This window comes from Duganella sp. FT27W, assembly GCF_009295655.1.
Classification (GTDB): domain Bacteria; phylum Pseudomonadota; class Gammaproteobacteria; order Burkholderiales; family Burkholderiaceae_D; genus Rugamonas; species Rugamonas zoogloeoides.
Map to the genome: position 1 here is coordinate 522,028 of NZ_WHIV01000005.1, position 23,958 is coordinate 545,985.

Below are 23,958 nucleotides of genomic sequence, written 5' to 3' on the forward strand. Positions count from 1 at the left end.
AAACTCAGGAGAACACATGCAATTCAAAGCAATCGTGCCCGCGGCGTCCTGCCTGGCGGTGCTGATCTCCGGCCACGCAATGGCCGGCACCTTCGAGAAGACCGCCACCGGCGTTGTCGTCAAGCCCGACAGCGGCGCCAAGGAAGTGCGCCTCGAAGTCATGAACGACAACATCATCCACGTGGTCAAGACCGATCAGGCGGGCAAGCAGCTCACGCCGTCGCTGATGACCGTGGCCGCTCCTGTTAGCGGTAACTTCCAGGTCACTGCGCAAGGCAAGGACAAGGTCACGCTGAAGGCCAAGAAAATTTCGGTGGCGGTCTCGCTGGCCACTGGCCAGGTGCAGTTCTTCAATGCCGCCGGCAAAGCGTTCCTGACGCAAGCGGCGGAGAACATGACGCCGGTGGACGTGGGCGGCAAGCCGTTCATGGCGGTCACGCAGGGCTTCAACCACGGCACCAGGGACGCGTATTACGGCCTGGGCCAGCACCAGAACGGCCAGATGAACCTCAACGGCGAAGACGTGCTGCTCATGCAGCACAATATGGTCATTGCCGTGCCGTTCGTGGTCTCCGACAAAAACTACGGCGTTTTGTGGGACAACAATTCGATCTCGCGCTTCGGCGATCCGAAGCCGTATGGCTTCCTGTCGCGCGACCTGAAACTGGCGGACGCCGACGGCAAGGCCGGCGGCCTGACCGCGCGCTACTACGTGGACGACAAGCTGGTACTGACGCGCCAGGAAAAGGACATCGATTACCAGTACCTCAAGGATGTGGCCGAAAACTGGCCGAAGGAACTGGGCGACCCGAAAAAAGCAGTCGGCGTGAAAGTGGTGTGGGACGGTACGCTGACCTCTGACAAGCCGGGCGTGCACAAGATGCAGCTGTATTCGTCGGACTACGCCAAGCTCGATATCGACGGCAAGCAGATCATGGACGTGTGGCGCCAGGGCTGGAATCCGTGGTACCACAACTTCGAACTGACACTCGAAGCCAACAAGCCGGTCAAGCTACACCTCGAGTGGAAACCGTCGGGCGGCATGATCGCCATGACCCACAACGACCCGCTGCCGGCGCCGGAACGCCACTCGCTGACCTTCTCGTCGGAAGTTGCGCAGAGCATCAACTACTACGTCATCAACGGTGAGACCAGCATCGACAAGGTGATTGCCGGCTATCGCCACCTGACCGGCGAAGCGCCGATGATGCCGAAATGGTCGTACGGCCTGTGGCAGTCGCGCCAGCGCTACGAGACCCAGGAGCAGCTGCTGGGCGTACTCAAAGAGTATCGCAAGCAGGGCTGGCCGATCGATAACATGGTGCAGGACTGGTTCTACTGGCCGCAGGACGGCTGGGGTTCGCACGACTTCGACAAGGCGCGCTTCCCGAATCCGAAAGGCATGGTGGACGAAGTCCACAAGAACAATGCGCGCGTGATGATTTCGATCTGGGGCAAGTTCTACGAGAACACCAAGAACTACCAGGAGCTGAACAAGGCCGGCTACATGTGGACCAAGAACGTCGAAAACGGCGACCTTGACTGGGTGGGACCGGGCTACAAGAACAGCCACTACGACCCTTACACCAAGGGCGCGCAGGACATGTACTTCCGCCAGATGAAGCCGAAGCTGGTGGACCTGGGCTTCGACGCCTGGTGGATGGACAATACCGAACCTGACGTGCTGTCCAACACCCGCCTGGAAGACTTCAAAAAGCTGATCGGACCGACCGTGTATGGCGCCGGTGAAGTCACGTTCAATCCCTACAGCCTGGTGCACACCGAGGGCTTCTACAACCACCTGATCAAGGATCAGCCGCAGAAGCGCCAGTTCATCCTGTCGCGTTCGGGCTTTGCCGGTATCCAGCGCAACGGTACCGCGCTGTGGAGCGGCGACACCGTCGGCCGCTGGAACAACCTGTACGACCAGATCTCGGCCGGCGTGCAGATTTCGATGTCGGGCATTCCGAACTGGACCCACGATATTGGCGGCTATGCGCAGGAAGTGCGCTTCCAGACCGGCGACGTGGGCTCGGCCCAGGAAAACCGCACCGTGGCCGCCAACCAGGGCACGCCGGAAGACCTCAAGGAATGGCGTGAGCTGAACCTGCGCTGGTGGCAGTTCGGCGCGTTCTCGCCGCTGTTCCGCTCGCACGGCGAAGTGGTCAAGCGCGAAATCCACATCATTTCGCCGGAAGGCTCGCCGATGCGCGAATCGATGGTCTGGTACGACAAGCTGCGCTACCGCCTGATGCCGTACATTTACTCGACCGCCGCCACCACGCACCACGAGTCGGGCACCATCATGCGCGGCCTGGTGATGGACTTCCCCGAGGACGACGCGGTGAAGAACATCGCCGACCAGTACCTGTTCGGCCACAGCTTCCTGGTCGCGCCGGTGTACGAATACGGCGCGCGCGAACGCAGCGTGTACATGCCAAAAGGCGCGGACTGGTACGATTTCTATACGGGCGAGCTGCATAAAGGCGGCACCCGGGTGGCGATCAAGGCGCCGGAAACGCGCATGCCGTTGCTGGTCAAGGCAGGCTCTATCGTGCCGGTGGGCCCGGTCACGCAGTACGTGGACGAGAAGCCCGATGCGCCGATCACCTTCAACGTGTATGCGGGCGCCGACGGCACCTTCAGCCTGTACGAGGATGACGGCGTGTCCAACGGCTACCTGCGCAAGGAGTTCAGCCGCATCCCGGTGACCTACAGCGACAAGACCGGCACCGTGACAATCGGCGCGCGCGCCGGTTCTTACAAGGGGATGGTGGCCAAGCGCGAGTTCCGCGTGCGCTTCATCAAGCCTGGCGTGTCGAGCTCGGACAATTTCGATGCGTCCGACAAGGTGGTGGCCTACGAAGGCAAAGCCGTCACCATCAAGCGTTAATCAGCCGGAGCCGCTTTGTTCAAACTCTTGATCAAGGCGGCGCCGTGGCTGGCGCTGTCCTTTGTACTTGCCGGGACGGCGTCTGCCGCAGATCTGACCTTGCGCTACCAGCAGCCGGCACCGAACACCGATGTCGGCTGGGAGCGTGAAGCGCTCCCGATCGGCAATGGCCGCATTGGCGCCATGCTGTTCGGCCAACTGGCGCGTGAACGCATCCAGTTCAACGACATCACGCTGTGGACTGGCGACCACAAGGTGATGGGCGCGTATCAGCCGTTCGGCGACGTGTATATCAACCTGCCAGGCCACGACCAGGCCACTGGCTATACGCGCCAGCTCGACATCGGCCGCAGCCTGCACCGCGTCACCTACACCCACCACGGCGTCACATTCCAGCGCGAAGCCCTGGCCAGCTATCCGGCGCAGGTGATCGCGGTGCGCCTGTCTGCCGACCGCCGTGGCCAGTACACCGGCTCGATCGAACTGGCGGACATGCACCAGGCGCGCATCGAGGCCAGCGGCGACCGCATCACGGCCATCGGTTCGCTGCGCGGCAAAGGCCCGGCGCCATCGTCCAACGCGATGGACTACGCCAGCCAGGTGCAGGTACGCCACGAGGGTGGCCGCATCGCCATCGACGGCAACCGGATCACGTTCAAAGATTGCGATGCGGTGACCGTGATTTTGGGCGCCGGCACCAGCTACGTGCTCGACGCCGACAAGAAGTTCCAGGGGGCGCCACCGCTCAAGCGCCTCACCGGGCAAGTCACCGCAGCACCTGCTTGGCCGGCGCTGCTGGCCGCGCACCAGCAGGACTACCGCGCCCGCTTCGATCGCGTCAGCGTGGACTTCGGCAGTGCATCGGCCGCGCGCCGCGCGCTGCCCACCGACCAGCGTCTCGAAACTTATACGGCGCAAGGCAACGACCCGGAACTCGAAGCGCTGTTCTACCAGTACGGCCGCTACCTGCTGATATCGAGCTCGCGCGGTTCGCTGCCGGCCAATTTGCAGGGACTGTGGAACAACAGCCTGTCGCCGCCGTGGAACTCGGACTACCACACCAATATCAACATCCAGATGAATTACTGGCCGGCCGAGCCAGGCAACCTCTCCGAACATGCGCTGCCATTTTTGAACTTCGTGCAGGGCGTGGCGCCCGTGTACCGCAAGCTGATTGCCGACACGGCGGCCAAGGCGATTGCGCATCCGGACTCGGTGGTCATGGCCGCGCCGGACCTGAGCGGCGCGGCCGTTCAGCGCGAAGAAACGTTCGTGACCGCCGCCGGCAAGCCGGTGCGCGGCTGGACGCTGCGTACCGAGTCGAACCCGTTCGGCGCCATGGGCTACATCTGGAACAAGACCGGCAACGCCTGGTACGCCCAGCACTTCTGGGAACACTACGCGTTCACCCAGGACCGCGCCTACCTGCGCGACGTGGCGTATCCGATGATGAAGGAAGCCGTGCACTTCTGGCAGGACACGCTCAAAGCGCTGCCGGACGGGCGCCTGGTGGCGCCGCTGGGCTGGTCGCCCGAGCACGGCCCGATCGAAGACGGCGTGACCTACGACCAGGCCATCATCTGGGACCTGTTCAACAACACGGTGGAAGCAGCCGGGGTGCTGGGCGACACCGCATTCGGTGCTGAAGTGGCGGCGCTGCGCGACCGCCTGGTGACGCCGCGCGTGGGCAGCTGGGGCCAGCTGCTGGAGTGGATGGACGAGAAGAAGGGCGACCCGGTGCTCGACCAGCCGGGCGACACCCATCGCCACGTCTCGCATTTATTTGGCCTGTTCCCGGGCCGGCAGATTTCGCCGACCACCACGCCCGCATTGGCCGCTGCTGCCCGGGTGTCGTTGCAGAGCCGGGGCGACGCCGGCACCGGCTGGTCGATGGCGTGGAAGATCGCCTACTGGGCGCGGCTGCTCGACGGCGACCACGCGTACACCATGCTGCGCGGCCAGTTGGCCAAGCCGGGCGCGCGGGCGGCGCTGCAAACAGGGCAGGGCACGGAAGTCAACAACGCCGGCGGCACGTACGCCAACCTGTTCGACGCCCATCCGCCATTCCAGATCGACGGCAATTTCGGTGCTACCGCAGCGATCAGCGAGATGCTGCTGCAGTCGCAGAATGGCGAACTGCATTTGCTGCCGGCGCTGCCTGCCGTGTGGCGCAATGGCTCGGTAAAGGGCTTGCGGGCGCGCGGCGGGTACGAGGTCGATATCGCCTGGCGCAATGGCCGGCTCACCGCCGCCACCATTCGCCGCATTGCCGGCACCGGCGAGGTCCGCGTGCGTTATGGCGACCGCGTGCGGCCACTGCAGCTGACCGCCGGTGCAAGCAGCCGCCTCGATGCTGGTTTGTAAGTGAAAGTCGGAATAAAGTAACAGATAGTCACTGAAAGGTCGCCAAGCGACGAAGTTGGCGCTATGATAATTGCCTAACGGCACATTTTCAATGTATGCCTATTTCCGTCTTCTTTCAGGGTTATCAATTGCGCCACTTTTTCAGCAACCTCAGCATCAAGCGCCGGCTCGCCTTTGGCTTTGCCAGCATCCTGTTCCTGGCGGTCGTCGCCATTGCCGTGAGCATCACCCGCCTGCACCACGTGGCCAACGCTACCCAACAGATGGTGGACGAGCCGATGGCTACCGAGCGCATGCTGCAAGACTGGTATCGCAATATGTACTCGGGCATACCGCGCACCACTGCCATCATCATCAGTGCCGACATGAGCCTGGGCGCGTATTTCGCCGATAGCATCAAGGCTGCCACCGACGCCTCGGCCCTGCTGCAAAAGCAGGTCGAGGCGCGGATGGACACCGACATCGAGAAAAAGCTGTTCGCGGAGGTCGGCGTGCGGCGCAAGGCCTTCCTGAGCGCCCGCGACGGCATCCTGGCGCTCAAGAAAGAGGGACGGCTGGACGAGGCGCAGCAGCGCATGCGCGACGTCTATGTACCCGACAGCGCCGCCTACCTGGCTTCCGCCGAAGCGCTGCTCAAGGAGCAGCGCCGCCAGATCGAGGTTGCCGCCGACGAGATCGAGCAGATCAACGAAGCGAGCCGCACCCTGATGCTGGCGCTGGCGGCCACCATCGTGCTGCTGGGCGGCGCGCTGGCCGTGCTGCTGGGCCGCTCGGTGGTGGCGCCGCTGGAACGCGCGGTGGCCGTGGCGCGCCGCGTGGCCGCTGGCGACCTGACTTCGCAAGTCGATAACCAGTCCCGCGACGAAACCGGCCAGTTGCTCGACGCGCTGAGCCAGATGAACGGCAACCTGTCGCAGCTGGTCGGCGACGTGCGCCAGTCCACCGACACCATCACGGTGGCGGCGCAGGAAATCGCCGCCGGCAATGCCGACCTGTCGGCTCGCACCGAGGCGCAAGCCGGCGCGCTCGAGGAAACCGCCAGTTCGATGGAAGAAATGACGGGTACCGTGCGCCAGAATGCCGACAATGCGCGCCAGGCCAATGCGCTGGTGCTGTCGGCCAGCGACGTCGCTGCGCGCGGCGGCGCCGTGGTGGGACAGGTGGTGGCGACCATGGGCTCGATCAAGGCCAGTTCCGGCAAAATGGCGGACATCATCGGCGTGATCGACGGGATCGCCTTCCAGACCAATATCCTGGCGCTGAACGCGGCGGTGGAAGCGGCGCGCGCCGGCGAGCAGGGACGCGGCTTCGCCGTGGTGGCCACCGAAGTGCGCAACCTCGCCCAGCGTTCGGCATCGGCGGCGCGCGAAATCAAGACGCTGATCGACGACTCCATCGGCAAGGTGGACGAGGGCGGCAAGCTGGTGGACCAGGCCGGCCATACCATGGGCGAGGTGGTCGATAGCGTGCGCAAGGTGGCCGACATCATGGGCGAGATCACGCTGGCCAGCGAACAGCAAAGCTCGGGCATCGAGCAGATCAACCAGGCCATCAACCAGATGGACGAGATGACCCAGCAAAATGCGGCGCTGGTCGAGCAGGCGGCGGCAGCGGCGGCCAGCATGCGCGAACAGGCGCAGGCGCTGCTGGCGCAGGTGGGACAGTTCACGGTGGCCGATAGTCGCCAGGGAGGACAGGGTGGCCAGCGTAGCCTGGGCGTTGCCCGCGCGGCGCCGCTGCGATTGACGTGATCTGATTTGACCGGGCGGCGCCGCGCTCGTCGGGCGCCCGCCCAACGCCGGTCCGGCGCTGCTTATCCGTCGATCAAGCTGTCCGTCGATCAAGCGCCGATAAACGCGGCGATCACCGGGTTGATGGCGTCGCCATGGGTGATCGGTCCCATGTGGGCGCCGCGCGTTTCCAGCACCGTGGCATTGGGCAGCGCAGCCGCCAGCTGCGGCGCCAGGCCGCGCGTGGAAATCGGGCTGTGCTGGCCCGCCATCACCAGCGTGCGCACCTTCAGGTCCGCCAGGTCGGCAAACGCCACCGGCTCGCCCAGCAGCGCCTGGAAGTCCAGTTTTACCTTGGCGATCATGGCGATCATCTTGTCCTGCGCGGCCGGCGGCGCGGCGTCGAACGAGCCGGGACGGTTCCAGTAATCGATGAAGATGCGGGTGGCGTCGCGATCCGAAGGTGCGGCGAGGATGGTATCGACCACACCGGTGATTTCCCGCTTGGATGCGTCGTGCGCCGGCAGCAGGTGGAACGCCACCGGCTCGTGCAGCGCCAGCGACAGCACGCGGTCGGGCGCCTGGCGCGCCAGGTGCAGTGCCGAGGCGCCGCCGTACGAGTGGCCCACCAGGTGGAACGGCTCGTCGGGCGCCAGCGCGGTGGACAATGCGGCGTTGATCGCCTCTGCCTCGTGCGCCAGCGTGTGGACGTAACCGGCGCTGGCGGCAGCGGAGGGAAACGGCGCGGCGCCGTAGCCGAGCAGGTCGAGCGGGATGCAGCGGTACCTGTCTGCCAGTTGCGTGGACAGGGCGGCCCACTGGGCCTTGGAACTCATGGAACTGTGGAGCAGGACGATGGCCGGTTTCATGGTGCGCACGCGATAACGAGGAAGCGACGATTATACCGAGTCGTGCCTCTCCCTTGTGCAAGAGGCAACCCGGCCCCATGTACGTTCTTTACCACTGGCAAATCGTTTTGTTCGTTTGGGAACAGATCATCTGGCCAAAAAGTGTACAGTATCGGTATGAAGCATACAAAAAAAGTCGCCGGCGTGGCCGGCATTCTGAGCGTGTTGTGGATCGGATTGACGGCTGCGGTGGCAGCTAGCCAGAACCGCCTGTTATTCAACCCGCTGGGCAGCCGGCGCGAAGTGCTCAAGCCGTACAGCGCCGGGCATCGCACCCGCGCGGTCGTGATCCGCGCCAAAGACGGCACCCGCCTGTCCGGCTGGCTGATGACGCCGCGGCTGGCCGGCCAGCACCCCGGCGTGGTGTACTTCGGTGGCCGCTCGGAGGAAGTGTCGTGGGTGGCGCGCGACGCCGGCAAGCTGTTCCCCGGGATGACCGTGCTGGCCGTGAACTATCGTGGCTACGGCGATTCGCACGGCGATCCGGCCGAAATCCATTTTGTCGAAGACGGCCGCATGCTCTACGACTGGCTGGCCAACCGCCGCGACGTCGATCCCAAGCGCATGGCGGTGGTGGGGCGCAGCCTCGGTTCCGGCGTGGCGGTGCAGGTGGCCATCGACCGCGAGCCGTGTTCCGTGGTGCTGATCACGCCTTACGATTCGATCCTGGCGATCGCCAAGCGCAAGTTCCGCACGCTGCCGGTGGAATACGTCCTGCGCCACAAGTTCGAGTCGGTGAAGTACGCCGAAAAGATCAACGCCCCCGTGTACGTGCTGCGCTCCGAGCATGACGACATCGTGCCGCATTCGCACACCGACCTGCTGGTGCAAAAACTGGGCACCTTGCAGGCCGACGAGATCGTGCCCGGTTCGAACCACATCAACATCCCCTACCTGCCGGAGACGCAGGAGCGCATCGCCTACTTCCTGACCGACCGCTTCTATCCGCAGCCGGTCCTGCCAGTGTAAGTGTCTCAGGCCAGCTGGCGCGCGCCAGCCTGGCTGCGCTCGGCGATATGGTGGTGCACGCGGCGCAGTCCCAGCCACACGGCCGCGATCACCACCGGCACCGCCACCCCTTGCAGGATGTCCGGGTTGACGGCCAGGCCGCCCGCCTTCATGGCCTTGCCGGCGTAGCCGATCAGTCCCAGCGTGTAGTACGAAATCGCCACGGCCGACAACCCCTCCACCGCCTGTTGCAGCCGCAGTTGCTGGGCTGCGCGCGCGTCGAGCGATTGCAGGATCTTGCGGTTCTGGCCTTCCTGCTCGATGCCCACGCGGGTGCGCAGCAAGTCGTTGCTGCGGCCGATACGCTTGGCCAGCGCTTCCTGCCGCAGCGCCACCGACGTACACGTGTGCATGGCCGGCGCCAGCCGGCGGCCCATGAATTCGGCCAGGGTCTGGATGCCGGCGATGCGCACTTCGCGCAGTTCGTGGATGCGCGCCTGCACCAGGCTGAAATACGCCTGCGAGGCGGCGAACCGATAACTGTTGTTGACCGAGATTTTCTCGAGCCGCGCCGCCAGGCTGGTGATGTGGTGCAGCAGGTGGCCCTCTTCGCGCGCATCGATGCGCGCGTCCTGCGCCGGCTGGTCGGCCTGCACCAGGGTGGCGGTGAGGTCGGCCAGTTCGTTCTCGATGCCATTCAACAGCGGCTGCGACGCTTCCGCGTTCGGCAGTCCCAGTAACGCCATCATGCGGTAGGTTTCGATTTCCAGCAGGCGGCCCACCAGGCGGCCGGACTGGAACTCGCGCAGGCCCATGTCGCGTACCACGAAGCGGGAAAAGCCGTCGGGCTGGATCAGGAAATCGGTCCACACCTCGGCGGCGCCGGCCACGTTGCTGCCCACCAGCGACTTGCCCTGGAACAGGGCGGCAATCGCCTCGGTCTTGTCGCTGCCCTCCACGCCAGAACATAACAGCACGTGGGCGGCCACGATGATCTTGCCGTGCAGGCCGGCGAGCCACTCTTGCGGCACGTGCTGCAGCGGCACTTTCTGGAACGACTGGCGGAAATCGGGATCGGTGTCCGCCCGCTCGACAAACGTGAACGTCGCGAACTCGGTGTGGCACTCCCACTTGAGGCGGAAGCGGCCGAAGTCGTGGAAGAAGTAGCGCGCCTGCGCGCCCGGCGCGGCCACGCCGTAGTGGGCGCACAGCTGCTGCAAAATCTCGTGCTGGGTGCTGCGGTGGAGCTTTTGCGAAGGATGGTCCTGCTGCACGTACAGCGCGAAATGGGTCAGGCTTTCCGGCGCCTGCAATTGCAGGAACGGGCGGGAATGGATTTCGGCCGACAGCGGCACCCGCATCGGGTGATTGAGCTTGGCGAAATCGGCGGTGGCGCGGTATGCGAGGGACATGACCTTCCTTGGGAGTAAAGTGAATATGTTGCAGTGCAGTATATGACGCGGGAACGGCCGGCACAACCTTCCTTACGCGATGGAAATCAAATGCTCAGCGTTGTGATGCGTCCTCAGGGTTTGCGGCGATGGCATCCGGGTTCGCTTGCAGGAAGATCTTGTCGTTGATGGCAGCCAGCGCCTGCGCGCGTTCCCAGGCGCCGGTGGGCAGCACGTCGCCTTCCAGTTCCGGCAGCAGGTCGCGCGATGACGCCTTGCCTTCGGGCGTGGTGTGGTCGTCCCTGACTTTGCCGTACATGTATTCCAGCACCCGCGTAGAGCGGGCCGCCTGCATCTCGTGGCTGGCCTTGGCCAGCATGCCCTGGTCGTACTTGAAGCTGGTGGTGCTGCTGGCGCTGTCGTCGATGGTGACGTACTTGTAGTTCTGCGAATTGGGCGACAGGTCCAATGCCAGCGTGGCCCCGGCCTTGACCGGCATGTGGTAGCTCGCCTTCAGGCGCGACTGCTGCTGTTGCGATACCGAGAGGTCCCACGCCGACTTGCCCGACATCTGCGTTTTCTGCGACAACTCGTACGAGAAGCTGTCCTTTTCCGTGGGCCGCGCCGGATTGGAGGCGACATCGGGCAGCGAGAACGATGCATTGAAGTCGGCCAGGCCGGTGGTGAGCGCCTGGTCGCGCTGGGTCAGCATCTGGCTGGGGGAGGGCGCCACGGCCGGATTGCCGTAGTTGCTGTTCATGTCGGTGAAGGCGTCCTTGAACATGGCCGGCATGGCACCGCTGGCCTGGCCCCGACTGCTGGCCTGGTCCACCTGTTGCAGGTAGCGGCCCAGCGCCTTGGCCTGCTGTTCCGGGTTGCCCCAGGCGGCGGGCTGAGTCAGGTCCACGCCGATCCTGGCGCTGCCGGACGGGCCGTCGATGCTGACCGAACGCCGGGCGCCGTCGGCGTGGAACTCAAGCTTCTGGGTTTCCTTCGGATTGAGTTTGATCGACGCCTTGAGGTCCACCGAGGCGAGCGCGCCGCTGTCGAATTGCGTGAGGCCGGCGAGGTCAACGCGTGGCGGGTCTGCGGTGATGCCGTCGACGGCCTGCTGGAAAGCGTCGGCCAGCTTGCCCAGCGCCTTGCGTTCGGTTTCACTGAGGTCGCCGCTGCTCTCGGCCTTGATCGCGACGCTGTTGTCGCCGGTGTCAAGCGCCAGTTCCACCTTGACGCCGCTGCGGGTGGTGATGGTGAGCGCGATGCGGTTGTCGCCCATGCCATGCTGCGATACCTGCGTGGGCGCGACCAGCATGTCGTAGGTATCGGCTTGCACGCCGTCGGGCGCGCGCTGTATCGATTGCGAAAAATCCTGGCCGTCGTAGGCCACTTGCCGCAGCAATTCGCCGCCCAGTCCCTTGAGGCGGCCGGCCATCGGTTCGTTGCCGAAGTTTTGCGCCATCATGACCGCCGCCGTGCTGCGGGTGCGGTTCTCCCACAGGAAGGTGGGGCCGGTCGCCTGCTGCGCGCCCAGCGATACCACGGTGGAGTCGCCTGCGCGCGTACCGCCTGCAGTGGCACCGGCCGTTGTCTTGACGCTGGCAGCGGTGGTGCTGGAGGAAGTGGCGGTGACGCCGGTCCGGCTCAGGGGATTGATCGTATTCATGAAACTATTATAAGCCCGTCCCTGCGCCGAACCACGACCAGGCGCTCAGGCGGCCAATTGGCGCGCTGCTGCGGCTTGCTTCGACACCGGCGGCACTTGCGGCGCCTGGTGGCTGTAAGGTCCGCCGTGCAGTTCGCGCAGCGCATCGTAGGTGATGAACTGGCGCGGGCGCACCACGTCGGCGCCGTGTCTGGCCGGGGCGATGCTGACGGTCCAGAGGCCTGCGCTTTCCGCTGCGCGCAGGGCCGGCGCACCGGCATCGATGGCGATGGCGTCCGACGCCTGCACGCCGATGGCGTGCAGCGCGCGGGCGTACGGGCCGGTGCCGGTAGGACCGTCGAAGTTGGCGCTGCCCGTGACCACCGTAAACAGGCTGTTGACGTCGGTGCCGAAGGCGTTCGACAGCAGCGCTGAGGCGGTGGCTGCCGGCAGGTCGGTCAGGATGCAGATCTTGCAGCCGTCGGCGATGGCGTCGTCGATCAGGGCCAGCGCTGCCGGCAGCGCTTTCGGTGGCGCGGTGACGATCGCGTGGTGGAATTCGCGGTGCTTGTCCTTTGCCATTTCGGCGGCGCGCTTGCGGTCGCGTGCAGGCATCGACGGCGGCAGGGCGCCCTCGATGGCGCGGGCGTAGCCGTGGGTGGCGACGGCGTGGCGCAAGGCGCGCGCGTCCCAGCGCAGCGACAGGCCGGCGGTGGCGAAGGCCGCGTTGCAGGCCGACAGGTGCGGGGTTTCGGTGTCGAACAGTACGCCGTCCAGACCGAGGAAGATCACGTCTATGCTCATATTTAATCTCGCTAAACAGTGTCCGGGAGCTTCGCAAACCTACTGCGCGTCCTGCTATCGCCTTTCCGTTGCTCAGCGTACTTCCGTACGCTTCCGCTACTCAAGACAATAACAAGCCGCTCGCTACGGTTTTCGAAGCCCCCTCAAGCCAACAATATAAAGGTAATATAATCAAAAGAAAAATTAAAGATTTTTAGTTATTGATAAGGATAGGCTTATGCAATACCCGAGTTTCCGCCAGCTGCAATCGCTGGTCCTGGTGGCGCGGCACGAGAGCGTGTCGCGGGCGGCGGATGCGATGCACGTCACGCAGCCGGCCATTTCGCTGCAACTGCGCACGCTGGAAGATATCGCCGGCATCGCCCTTACGCGCAAGGTCGGCCGCAATATCCAGCTCACCGCTGCGGGCGAGGTGATGCTCGATTTTTCCGAGCGCATGCTGCGCCTGTGGCAGCAGGCGGAGGAAGAACTGGCGGCGCTGCAAGGCGTCACCAGCGGCACGCTGCGCATCGGCGCGGTCACCACCGCCGAGCATTTGCTGCCGCCGCTGCTGGTGCCGTTTACGTTGAAGCGCCCCGACGTTCATTTGAAACTCCAGGTGGGCAACCGCGCGGAGATCATCAGCATGCTGGCGCGCCACGAGATCGACCTGGCCATCATGGGCACGCCGCCGCGCGAGCTGCGCACCAACGCGGCCCGCTTCGCGCGCCACCCGATGGCTTTCGTGGCCAGCCCGGCTCACCCTCTGATGAAGAAGAAGCGGCTCACGCTGGCCGACATCAAGGGCGCCAACCTGATGGTGCGCGAACGCGGCTCGGGCACCCGCACTGCCGTCGAACGGCTGCTGCGCGACGCCGGTCATCCGCTCGAATTCGGCTCCGAGGTGTCGAGCAACGAGGCGATCAAGCGCATGGTGTCGGCCGGCCTGGGACTGGGCTTTTTGTCGGTGCACGCGTGCGGGCTGGAATTCGAGGCGGGCCTGCTGGCGATTTTGCCGATGGCCGGCAACCCGGTGGAAGCGGACTGGCAGATCATGCACCTGACCGACCAACCTATCCCGAAGGTGGCGGCGTCGTTCCAGGACTTCGTGATCGAGAATGGGCAAGACCTGGTGGCGCGCGAGCTGGAGAGCGTCTATAAACTGCTGGGGCGGCGCAAGAAGGTGTGATGGCCGGGTGTGATGGCAATGTCGCCAGTACAGAACGGTGGGGTAATTGCAGGATTGTACTGGTACACGCCAGTACACCCGCGCGTACAATGACTGAAACTCTTTCAGGAAACGCCATGTCCCCCGATCTGCTGCTGCCGCTGTGTACCTTTGCCGTCGTCAGTTCCATCACGCCCGGCCCAAACAACACCATGATCCTGGCTTCCGGCCTGAACTATGGATTCAGGCGTTCGCTGCCGCATTTGTTCGGCATTTGCGGCGGCTTTTCGTTCATGGTGGTTGCGGTGGGGTTCGGCTTGCAGGCCGTGTTCGAGGCAGTGCCGATGTTGCAGCTGATCCTCAAGTACCTGGGCGCGATCTACCTGCTGTGGCTGGCGTGGAAGCTGGCGCACGCGGCGCCGATGAGTGCCGAGCAGGCGCAGCTGTCGAAGCCGCTCGGTTTCTGGGGTGCGGCTGCCTTCCAGTGGATCAATCCGAAGGCCTGGGTGATGATACTCAGCGCCATGAGCACGTATCTGCCGCCGCATGCGCACCTGGCCGACGTGTTCTTGCTGGCGCTGGTGTTCCTGCTGATCGGTTTTGTCTGCGTGGGGGCGTGGGCGCTGTTCGGCGTGGTGCTGCGCAGCTTTCTGCAAGATCCGCGCTCGGTGCGCATCTTTAATGTCAGCATGGCGTTGTTGTTGCTGGCGTCGCTGTATCCGATCCTGCGCAGCTAGTAGTTGGGAACAGTCGAAGGCTGCTACCATGGCAGCTTGAATTCATTATTAGGAATGCCGATGTACCGTCGATTGTCCCTGGCCGCGTTGTTGGCCTTTACGCTGGCAGGCGCCAGCGCCGCCACTTTGCCGTCCAACCTGATGTTGCCCGATCCCGACCTGGCCACCCACGGCATCGTCGAGCGCTGGACCCTGACCATCCGGCTTGAATCGGACGACCTGAAAGCGATTACGCCATGCCGCCAGGTGCTGGCCGAGCGCGGCTTTGCGCCGGTGCTGTCGAAAATGGCGAGCTCCACCCGGCCGCAGCTGCACTTCAAAATCGAAGGCAACAAGGAATACGCGCAGGCGACGACCGAAGCAGACGATGCGCTCGCTGCCGTGCAGCAAGCCGGTTGCAAGACGTCGGTGAGCTGGGCTGTCGTAGCCAAGCCCGTCCCACGCTAAGAAGCTATCCCGGTTAGGCAGTGAGGCGCTGCGTGCGCGCCTCGGCAGCGGGGCAGGTTTTAGTTGCGCGGCAGGCGCAACGCCTGCAGGGTGGCGCGGATGGCGTCGAGGTCGATCGCCTCGCGGCTTTGCAGCCCTTGCAGGTAGCCGCGCGCGAAGCTGATCGTGTCCAGCGCATCCGGATGCTGTTCGGCCATCTCCAGCAGCAGCGCTTCGGCCACCACCAGGTCGTTATGCTGGCCCAGCGCCGACTGGATCGCCGCCAGCGCTTTCAGATACTGGCGCGCCGATTTTTCACGGTACAAGGCGTGGAAAAATTCCAGTGCATACCGGCCACGCTTGGCCGCGATGCGGGTGCTGTGGATGGATGCCGGATCGGCGTCGTCCATGCGGGCGGCGCGTTTCAATAAACGCTTGTGCAGGCGTTGCAAGGTGGCCTGGGCAAAGTCAGCCAGCGGTGCATCGGGCACGTCGGTGGACAGGTGCTGCATCCACACGCCCATGCTCAACAATAATTGCGTGTAGCGCGGCGACAGCAGCGCTTGCGCCGCCGTGCGGCGGTGGGTTTGTGACGCGTCCAGCGCCAATTGTTGCAGCGCCATCAGGCCGTTCTTGCCGCCGGGATTGGCTTGCACCCGGGGCAGGGTGTCGGTGAGCAGCACGTCGGCGTCGCGCGCGGCGCCCAGTTCGCCGCCGAGCCAGGCGATGTCGTCGGCCAGCGCGGGCGGGCACGGCGCCACGTCGTCGAACAGTTTCAGCGCCGAGCGCATGCGGCGCAGTCCCACCCGCATCTGGTGCAGCGTTTCGGGGTCGTCGCCGTCGATGATGGCTTGTTCGTTGTTCTGGATGTGTTGCAGGCAGTTGCCGAGGATGGCTTGCAGCGCCTGCGCCACGGTGGCGTTGGCGTCGAGCGTGAGCGCCTTGGCGCGGTATGGCTCGGTGCCGGTTTCGCGGCACAGCTGGTAGCCGCGCTGGGCCTTGTTGATATTGCTGATCCGCAGCGGAATATGTTCGTGCAATTCCAGCGCGAACGAGAACAGCGCGGACGGATCGCCGTCCCTGAGTTCGAGTTCGATTTCGTTGACGGACACCTGGCGGCCATGGCGTTCGATATGGCCATGGTCGAGCACCAGTTCGATACGGCTGCCTTCAAAATCGAGATCCCAGGTATGGCGTTCCACTTCGACCACGAACAGCGCTTCGAGCCGTTGCTTGAGTTCGGGCGCGGCCAGCATGTCGAGCCATGGTTCGGCGTCATCGTGTTTGGCTATCAGCTTGCGCAGCTTGCCCAGTTGCGGCCACGGCCGCGCCACCGGGCATTCCCACTCGTTACGGCTGTGCAGCCCGCTCTGGACGCTGCCGCCCGCCTTCATGGTCTGGATCCAGAGACCGTCTTCCTTGCGCACGCGCAGGCCGGCGCCGTGGCGCAGCAGGTGCAGGTCGGGGGTATCGAAATAATGCGCGGACAGGTGCTGGCGGCGCGGGGCGCCGTCGGCGTGGTCGGCCAGCAGGGGCAGCGCCATCAGGGTGGCGTTGTGTTCCTGGTCGAGCAGCAGTTTGAGTTCGATTTCCATCGTCACAGTGTAGGCCAGATTTAGCCTTGACTGGCGCACGTAACTCTCAGGACATTTTCCCAGGCCGGTACCGCCTGGCGCCAGAAATCGTCCAGCGAACCGGCGGTCAATGCCATGCCGAGAAAGCGGGCGGCCGGCAGCAGCGCCTGCTGCAACAGGTCGGCCGGTGCGGCGCCCGTATCGAAAGCCTGGGCGCCGGTCTGCTTCGACAGTTTTTCGCCCTGTTGATTCACCACCACCGGCACATGCAGGTAGGTCGGCTGCGGCAAGCCCAGCACCTGCTGCAGGTAGAGCTGGCGCGGTGTGGAGTCAAGCAGGTCGGCGCCGCGCACGATGTCGGTGATGCCTTGCGCGCCATCGTCCACCACCACCGCCAGCTGGTAGGCCCAGAAACCGTCCGCGCGCCTGATCACGAAGTCGCCCACCTCGTCGGTCAGGTCCTGGCTGATGTGGCCGGCCCAGCGGTCCTCGAAGGCAATTACGCATGGCGGCGACTGCGGCACTTTCAGGCGCAGGGCGCGCGCAGTCTTGCCCGGTGCGAGGCCATGGCGACAGGTGCCGGGATAAATCAGCGCCTGGGCCTGGCGGCCGGTGAGGCTCAATTGCGAATCGGCGATCTCGCGCCGCGAGCAGCCGCACGGGTAGACCAGGTCGCCAAGCTGGCGCAGCGCGGCGTCGTACAGGCCGGTGCGGCGGCTTTGCCAGGTGACGTCGCCATCCCAGGCCATGCCGCAGCGTTGCAGCGAGGCGAGGATGTGCTCGTCGGCGCCGGCCACGTTGCGGTCGCCATCGACATCCTCGATGCGCACCAGCCACTGGCCGTGGTGGACCTTGGCGTCGAGGTAGCTGGCCATGGCAGCCACCAGCGAGCCGATATGCAGCGGGCCGGTGGGCGACGGGGCGAAGCGGCCGACGTATTTGCCCACTGAGTTGCCCGCTGAATGGCGCGCCAGGTTGCCCGAAGAGTTGCCCACCAAGTCGTCCAAGGAGTTGCCCCCTGGCCTGGCGTCCGGATTACGGTCTGAGTTGCGGTCTGTCATGCCATCATTTTAGCGCGCCCGGCGTCGCCAGGCAGTGTGACCAAATGTCATACAATGTGCGCGCGGCAAATTTTGACCGGGCCGCGACCAACACATCAGGACATCATGCACAAAATGACCCCTTCCTTCGTTGCCTCCGCCCTGGCCATAAGCCTGGCGCTGGCATTCCCGGCCCACGCAGCCAGCACCGCTAACGCACCCCTGGTGCAGGAAGCGCCGCTGCGCGCCCACCTCGCGTTCCTGTCCAACGACCTGCTCGAAGGTCGCGGTACCGGCCAGCGCGGCGCCGACCTGGCTGCCCTGTACCTGGAAACCCAGGCGCAGGCACTGGGCCTCACGCCCGGCAACGGCAACAGCTTCCGCCAGTCGGTGCAGATCGCCGGCATCAAGACCCTGCCTGCCGAGAGCACGTTGAAACTGGAAGCGAATGGCCAGGCGCTGCCGGCCGCCTTCGGCAAGGACTGGGTGTTTGCGCCCGGCGACGCCACCGCCGTGCACCAGTTGAACGCCGAGCTGGTGTTTGTGGGCTACGGCATCAAGGCAGAAGATGAAAAATGGGATGATTTCAAGGGCGTGGACCTGAAGGGCAAGATCCTGGTGGCGATGGTCAACGATCCGCAGCCAACCGCCGAGCAGCCGAACCGCTTCAACGGTAAGGGCCTGACCTACTACGGCCGCTGGACCTATAAATTCGAAGAAGCCCAGCGCCAGGGCGCGGCCGGCGTGATCCTGATCCACACCACGCCTACCGCATCGTATGGCTGGAGCGTGATCCAGAACAGCTGGTCGGGCGTGGAGCGCTTCCAGCTGGCCGCCGGTACGCTGGGCACCGCCTTGCAGGGCTGGATGACCGACGACACTGCGCGCGCCCTGTTCAAGGCCGCCGGCCAGGACCTCGACACGCTGCGCGCTGCGGCCGAGCGCGCCGACTTCAAACCGGTGCCATTGGCAGCCAAGGTGAACGGCGAAATGAAGGCGGCCGTGCGCAAGGTCGAACAATTCAATATCGCCGCCGTGGTGCCCGGTACCGACCCCAGGCTCAAGGACGAAGTGGTGATTTACAGCGCCCACTACGACCACCTGGGCAAGCAAGGCGAGAGCGGCGACACCATCTTCAATGGCGCGGTGGACAACGCCTCGGGCTCGGCAGCATTGCTGGCGATGGCGCAGGAAGCCAAACGTGCACCGGCCAAGCGCAGCCAGATGTTCCTGTGGGTGGCAGCCGAAGAGCAGGGCTTGCTGGGCAGTGCGGCCTACGCGTCGTCGCCGTTGTGGCCGCTGGCGAAAACCGCCGCCAACCTCAACCTCGACAGCCTGAATTTCGTGGGCGCCACGCGCGACATCGGCACCCAGGGCAGCGAACGCACCGAGCTGGGCAAGATGGCCGAGACGGCCGCCAAAGCCATGGGCATGCATATCGCCAAGGCCGAACCGGACCTGGCCGGCGGCTACTTCCGCAGCGACCACTTCAGCTTTGCCAAGAATGGCGTACCGGCGTTCTCTATCGATTCGGGCAACGAGTACATCAAGGACCCTGCCGGATCCAAAGAAAAGGCCAAGGCTTACGGCAAGCGCTACCACCAGGCCAGCGACGAATACGATGCCAGCTGGGATCTGTCGGGCATGGTGCAGACGGCGCAGTACACGCTGAACCTGGGCCGCATCATCGCCAACAATCCGAAACTGCCGGAGTGGAAGGCGGGCGATGCATTTGCCAAGCCACGCAACGCGAAATAATCAATAGATTGATCACCTGAATGACAACCGAGCGCCCGGTATCCCCGGGCGTTTTTTTGTGCTTTTTTTGATATAGCTGCCGCCAATAAATTCATAGCACCATACCAACTCTCAGTCCTACCATAGCCTCCATAACACCACAATGGAGATCCTATGAACGCTGTATTTGCCGGCCTGGCGCTGTCCCTGGCGGCTGCTTTGGCATCGACCGCCAGCGCGCAAACACTGTTGACCAACAACTTCAGCGCCGACCCGTCGCCCCATTACTTTGCCGGCCAATACGTCGTGTACGCCACCGACGACCAGAACAACTCGGGCAAATACTGGGATTCCACGTCGTGGCGCGTGCTCACGTCCAGCAACCTCGCCAACTGGAAAGATCACGGGCCCATTCTGCCGGCCAATATCTTCAAATGGGCCAGCGCCGATGCCAAGGCCTGGGCGCCCGAAGCGTTCGAACACCAGGGCAAGTATTACTTTTTCGCGCCCGTCGGCGGCAAGCAGATCGGCATCGCCGTGGCCGATAATCCGCTCGGCCCGTTCGTCGATCTGATCGGCAAACCGCTGGTGGAAACGCCGCGCGATGTCAATGCCGGCGACGAACCGATCGATCCGGCCGTGTTCCGCGACAAGGATGGCCGCGTGTTCCTGTACTTCGGCACCCGCGTGCCGAAAGTGGTGCAACTGTCGGCCGACCTCAAGGCCACCGTGGGCGGCATCAAGAACGTCGCGGTCAACAACTTCCCGGCCAAGACCGGCTATGGCGAAGCGCCGTTCCTGCACCAGTACAACGGCACGTATTATTTCTCGTTCTCGACCGGCTGGCCCGGGCAAATCGTCTATGCCACCGGCGCTTCGCCGCTGGGGCCGTTCACGTATCGCGGCGTGCTGATCGACTTCCTGCAAATCTCCACCAATCACCACGCGATACTCGAGCGCGATGGCAAGTCGCTGCTGTTTTACCACGACAAGGTGCTGCCGGGCGGCGGCGACCACCGGCGCTCGATCCTGATGACGGAACTCGCTTATGGCGCCGACGCCAGCATGCAGATCCCGGCGCCGAAACCGTTGTTCCGCGACCCCGTGTTCGATGGTGCGGCCGATCCGTCCATCATCTACGACGACGCCGAGAAAAAGTGGAAAATGTTTTATACCAACCGCCGCGCCAATGTGCCGGGGTTGTCGAGCGTGAGCTGGGTGCATGGCACGCCGATCGGCGTGGCCGAGTCGCTCGACGGCCGCGCCTGGACCTATCGCGGCACGGTCGATTTCCCGAAAGAGATTCCGAATACCAGCGGTACGGCCACCTACTGGGCGCCAGCCGTGCTCAAGCACGAGAACACCTACCATATGTACCTGACCGTGGTGCCGGGAGTGTTCGAGGACTGGAAGCATCCGCGCGCCATCGTCCACCTTACCAGCGCCAATCTCAAGCAGTGGAAGTATGAAAGCACGCTCAAGCTCTCGAGCGACCGCGTGATCGATGCCGGCGTGCTGCGGCTGAAAGATGGCACCTGGCGCATGTGGTACAACAACGAGCCTACCGGCAAGTCGATCTACTACGCCGACAGCAAGGATTTATATGGCTGGACCGACAAGGGCACGGCGCAACTGCCGCGCGACCGGGGCGAGGCGCCGTTGCCGTTCCTGTGGAAAGGGAAGTACTGGCTGCTGACCGACTTGCTCGGCAACGAAGGTTTGGGCGCCTACCGCTCGGACGACGCGCAAACCTGGAGCCGCCAGCCGCACAGCCTGCTCGACAAGCCGGGCAAGGGCGCCGACGACCAGAACGGCGGCCACCACCCGGAAGTGGTGATCAGCGACGACCGCGCCTACCTGTTCTACTTCGTCCATCCGGGCGTGCCGGACAACAAGCGCAGTTCGATGCAGGTGACGGAACTGAAGCTGGTCGATGGCTGGTTGACCACCGACCGCGATGCGCCGGTGTATATCAACCTCAAGCCGTAGCAAGAACCTGTCCCGGCAGGGAATGAGGCGCTGCTTGCGCGCCTCGGCGGCAGGGCCGGCGCACGCTGCCACGGCAGCAGGCCGCAGGCGACTGTCTTGGCTACTTGCGCGGCTCGGTGGTGAACACCGCCAGCCCGACCAGCGGGAAGACCAGTCCGGTCAGCAGCACGCCGTGCCAGCCGTGGTGGGCGAACATCCAGCCGCCCAGCGACGATCCGATGGCGCCGCCCATGAAGAACAGCGCCATGTACAGGCCGTTCAGGCGGCTGCGCACGTCGGCTGGCAGTGAGAAGATCGCGCGCTGGCCGGTGACCAGGCTGGCCGAGACGCCGGCATCGAGCACGATCGAACAGCACACGAGGATTGCCAGGTTGGCGATGCGGCCGGCATCGACCAGCAGCGGCGCCGTGAAAGCCAACGCACCGAGCAGCAGGGCGATCAGCGTGGTCGAGCGGCTCTTGCCCTGGTCGGCGCGGCGGCCGGCAATCGGCGAGGCGATGGCGCCGGCCACCCCGGCCAGCGCGAAGATCGCCACGCCGGTCTGGCTGATGCCGAAATTCGGCCCTGTCAATTCCAGCGACACGCAAGTCCAGAACAGGCTGAAGGCGCCGAACATGCAGGCCTGGTAGGCAGCGCGGCGGCGCAGCACCGGCGTGGTCTTGAGCAAGTGCCACATCGATCCCAGCAGCTGGAAATAATGCATGCCGCCTTCGGGCTGGCGTTGCGGCAGACGCGCGCGCAGCAAAAAGGCGAGGGCGATGGTCACGACCGCCGACAGCACGAAGATCGCGTGCCAGTTGAACGCGTCGGCCACCAGGCTGGCGACCGGGCGTGCCAGCATGATGCCCATCAGCAGGCCACTGACGACCTTGCCCACGGTCTGGCCCCGTTCCTCGGGGCGCGCCAGGTGGGCGGCAAACGGCACAATGATTTGCGCGGCAACGGAACCGAGGCCGATGCACAGAGCAGCGGCCAGGAATACCAGCGGATTGGCGGCCACGGCGGCAGCCACCAGGGCCAGCGCGCAGACCACCAGCGAGATGAAAATCAGGCGGCGGTTTTCTACCAGGTCGCCGAGCGGCACGATGAACAGCAGGCCGAGGCAATAGCCGAGCTGGGTGAGGGTGACGATCAGGCCGGCCGCGCCGGGATCGAGGCCGGTGGCGCGGCTGATGGGGCCGATGAGGGTTTGGGCGTAATACAGGTTGGCGACGATTAAGCCGGTCGCAACGGCAAACAACCAGACCATGCCGGGAGTAAGTTCTTGCTGGGCGTGGGACTGGCTCACGGGATTGCTCCTCTTTTGAAAAGGCGGCAATTTTACAGTGAGCCGGTGTTTGCTGCTGGCGGCAGCTTTCAAGCGAACTCAAAAGCCGTAGCGGGTCGCGCAGCAGGTTTTTGAATTCGCTTAAACGAATCCGGCTTCCGAGCGTTGTATGGACTGGCGGACTTCTGCCGTGATCTCGTACGACCGCAAGCGATGCTGGTGGTCGAAGATCTGCGAGGTAATCATCAGTTCGTCGGCGCCGGTGCGGGCGATGAATTCCTGCAGGCGCTGGCGGACCGTGTCCGGCGCGCCAATGGCTGTGCACGACAGCACCGAGTCGAGCATGGTGCGCTCGGATATGCCCAGCGATTCCAGGTAGCCGGCCCGTGGCGGTTGCAGCTTGCCGGGGTTGCCGGTGCGCAGGTTGACGAACGCCTGCTGCATCGACGTCGCGCGGAAGTGCGCTTCCTCGTCGGTATCGGCCGCGAAAACATTAAAGCCCAGCATCACGTACGGCTTGTCGAGCTGCGCCGACGGCTGGAAGTTGCTACGGTACAGGGCAATGGCTTGCTGCATCATCGACGGCGCGAAGTGCGAGGCAAACGCAAACGGCAAGCCCAGGTGGGCTGCCAGTTGCGCGCCGAACGTGCTCGAACCGAGTATCCACATCGGCACCTTGGCACCCTTGCCGGGCACGGCCAGCACGCGCTGGCGTGGGGTGTCGCTCATGTAATCTTGCAGTTCCAGCACGTCTTGCGGGAAGGCGTCGGAGTCGGACTCGAGGTTACGGCGCAGGGCGCGTGCCGTAACCTGGTCGGAGCCGGGCGCACGGCCCAGGCCCAGGTCGATCCGACCCGGGTACAGCGCCTCGAGCGTGCCGAACTGTTCGGCGATGACCAGCGGCGAATGGTTGGGCAGCATGATGCCGCCGGCGCCCACCCGGATGGTGGACGTGCCGCCCGCCACGTGTCCCAGCAAGACGGCCGTGGCCGCACTGGCAATGCCGGGCATGCCGTGGTGCTCAGCCAGCCAGTAGCGCTGGAAACCCCAGCGCTCGCCGTGCTGGGCGAGATCGAGGGTATTGCGGAACGATGCGGAAGCGTTGCTGCCTTCGGCGATCGGCGAAAGGTCGAGGATGGAAAATGGGATCATGGAAGGCATATCGGGCCGTAACCGACAGTTTCAACCTAGCCCCCGCACTCGGTGTGGTTATTGGAGCAGCGTAAATTAACGATACTCTTATCGACCTGTTATTAAAGTGTATTAAATCAGACGCTTAGCTCGCTTAAAGTCACAAATAGTTTTTCCCCGGCGTTTTCCTGATTTACTATGGGAAACAGGACGGCAGGCCGCCGCAATCC

At 64.4% G+C, this 23,958-nt stretch carries 17 protein-coding genes; 9 read left to right on the plus strand and 8 right to left on the minus strand.

What is annotated here, in order from left to right:
- Positions 1–16 precede the first annotated feature (16 nt).
- The 3 genes from F8197_RS24215 to F8197_RS24225 all read left to right on the plus strand — a co-directional run bounded on the left by F8197_RS24215 (position 17) and on the right by F8197_RS24225 (position 7,008).
- Complete coding sequence (locus F8197_RS24215; RefSeq protein ID WP_152884183.1) at positions 17–2,893, plus strand: TIM-barrel domain-containing protein; 2,877 nt, start codon at positions 17–19, stop codon at positions 2,891–2,893.
- A gap of 15 nt (positions 2,894–2,908) precedes the next feature.
- Positions 2,909–5,257, plus strand: a complete 2,349-nt coding sequence (locus F8197_RS24220) for a glycoside hydrolase N-terminal domain-containing protein (RefSeq protein ID WP_152884185.1) — start codon at positions 2,909–2,911, stop codon at positions 5,255–5,257.
- A 128-nt stretch (positions 5,258–5,385) separates the two neighbouring features.
- Positions 5,386–7,008: a methyl-accepting chemotaxis protein gene (locus tag F8197_RS24225; protein WP_227012389.1), complete on the plus strand. Its 1,623-nt coding sequence runs from the start codon at positions 5,386–5,388 to the stop codon at positions 7,006–7,008.
- A gap of 89 nt (positions 7,009–7,097) precedes the next feature.
- Here the strand turns inward: F8197_RS24225 and F8197_RS24230 are convergent, their stop codons facing one another.
- Positions 7,098–7,856: an alpha/beta fold hydrolase gene (locus tag F8197_RS24230; protein ID WP_152884189.1), complete on the minus strand. Its 759-nt coding sequence runs from the start codon at positions 7,854–7,856 to the stop codon at positions 7,098–7,100.
- A gap of 156 nt (positions 7,857–8,012) precedes the next feature.
- Here F8197_RS24230 and F8197_RS24235 point away from each other — a divergent pair, with 156 nt between their 5' ends.
- The gene (locus F8197_RS24235; RefSeq protein ID WP_152884191.1) at positions 8,013–8,864 is read left to right on the plus strand and encodes an alpha/beta hydrolase; all 852 of its coding nucleotides are present in this window, start codon (positions 8,013–8,015) and stop codon (positions 8,862–8,864) included.
- Between the two features lie 5 nt (positions 8,865–8,869).
- Here F8197_RS24235 and F8197_RS24240 read toward each other — a convergent pair whose 3' ends face one another.
- The 3 genes from F8197_RS24240 to F8197_RS24250 form a co-directional block, all read right to left on the minus strand.
- The gene (locus F8197_RS24240) at positions 8,870–10,255 is read right to left on the minus strand and encodes a DUF3422 family protein (protein ID WP_152884192.1); all 1,386 of its coding nucleotides are present in this window, start codon (positions 10,253–10,255) and stop codon (positions 8,870–8,872) included.
- A 94-nt stretch (positions 10,256–10,349) separates the two neighbouring features.
- A complete protein-coding gene (locus tag F8197_RS24245; RefSeq protein ID WP_152884194.1) occupies positions 10,350–11,897 on the minus strand; it encodes a hypothetical protein in 1,548 nt (515 codons plus the stop codon).
- A gap of 45 nt (positions 11,898–11,942) precedes the next feature.
- Positions 11,943–12,680, minus strand: a complete 738-nt coding sequence (locus tag F8197_RS24250; protein ID WP_152884196.1) for an HAD family phosphatase — start codon at positions 12,678–12,680, stop codon at positions 11,943–11,945.
- A gap of 217 nt (positions 12,681–12,897) precedes the next feature.
- On the opposite strand from F8197_RS24250, the gene F8197_RS24255 reads away from it, so the two are divergent.
- The 3 genes from F8197_RS24255 (at position 12,898) to F8197_RS24265 (ending at position 15,011) form a co-directional block, all read left to right on the plus strand.
- Positions 12,898–13,848 carry a LysR substrate-binding domain-containing protein gene (locus F8197_RS24255; RefSeq protein WP_152884198.1) on the plus strand — a complete coding sequence of 317 codons (951 nt, stop codon included), beginning with the start codon at positions 12,898–12,900 and terminating at the stop codon, positions 13,846–13,848.
- 116 nt (positions 13,849–13,964) lie between these two features.
- Complete coding sequence (locus F8197_RS24260; RefSeq protein ID WP_152884199.1) at positions 13,965–14,564, plus strand: LysE family translocator; 600 nt, start codon at positions 13,965–13,967, stop codon at positions 14,562–14,564.
- 60 nt (positions 14,565–14,624) lie between these two features.
- Complete coding sequence (locus tag F8197_RS24265; RefSeq protein WP_227012390.1) at positions 14,625–15,011, plus strand: hypothetical protein; 387 nt, start codon at positions 14,625–14,627, stop codon at positions 15,009–15,011.
- 59 nt (positions 15,012–15,070) lie between these two features.
- On the opposite strand, the gene F8197_RS24270 is transcribed toward F8197_RS24265, so the two are convergent.
- Positions 15,071–16,585 carry a CYTH and CHAD domain-containing protein gene (locus tag F8197_RS24270; protein WP_152884201.1) on the minus strand — a complete coding sequence of 505 codons (1,515 nt, stop codon included), beginning with the start codon at positions 16,583–16,585 and terminating at the stop codon, positions 15,071–15,073.
- 20 nt (positions 16,586–16,605) lie between these two features.
- A complete protein-coding gene (gene gluQRS, locus F8197_RS24275; protein ID WP_227012417.1) occupies positions 16,606–17,562 on the minus strand; it encodes a tRNA glutamyl-Q(34) synthetase GluQRS in 957 nt (318 codons plus the stop codon).
- A 168-nt stretch (positions 17,563–17,730) separates the two neighbouring features.
- Here gluQRS and F8197_RS24280 point away from each other — a divergent pair, with 168 nt between their 5' ends.
- Both F8197_RS24280 and F8197_RS24285 read left to right on the plus strand, forming a co-directional pair.
- Positions 17,731–19,362: a M28 family peptidase gene (locus tag F8197_RS24280; protein ID WP_152884204.1), complete on the plus strand. Its 1,632-nt coding sequence runs from the start codon at positions 17,731–17,733 to the stop codon at positions 19,360–19,362.
- Between the two features lie 153 nt (positions 19,363–19,515).
- Positions 19,516–21,330 (plus strand): family 43 glycosylhydrolase, encoded by a 1,815-nt coding sequence (locus F8197_RS24285; protein WP_152884206.1) that lies wholly within the window; start codon positions 19,516–19,518, stop codon positions 21,328–21,330.
- Between the two features lie 100 nt (positions 21,331–21,430).
- Here the strand turns inward: F8197_RS24285 and F8197_RS24290 are convergent, their stop codons facing one another.
- Both F8197_RS24290 and F8197_RS24295 read right to left on the minus strand, forming a co-directional pair.
- On the minus strand, positions 21,431–22,579 hold the full coding sequence (locus tag F8197_RS24290) for an MFS transporter (RefSeq protein WP_152884628.1): 1,149 nt from the start codon (positions 22,577–22,579) through the stop codon (positions 21,431–21,433).
- Between the two features lie 159 nt (positions 22,580–22,738).
- Positions 22,739–23,749 (minus strand): LLM class flavin-dependent oxidoreductase, encoded by a 1,011-nt coding sequence (locus tag F8197_RS24295; RefSeq protein WP_152884208.1) that lies wholly within the window; start codon positions 23,747–23,749, stop codon positions 22,739–22,741.
- Positions 23,750–23,958 lie beyond the last annotated feature (209 nt).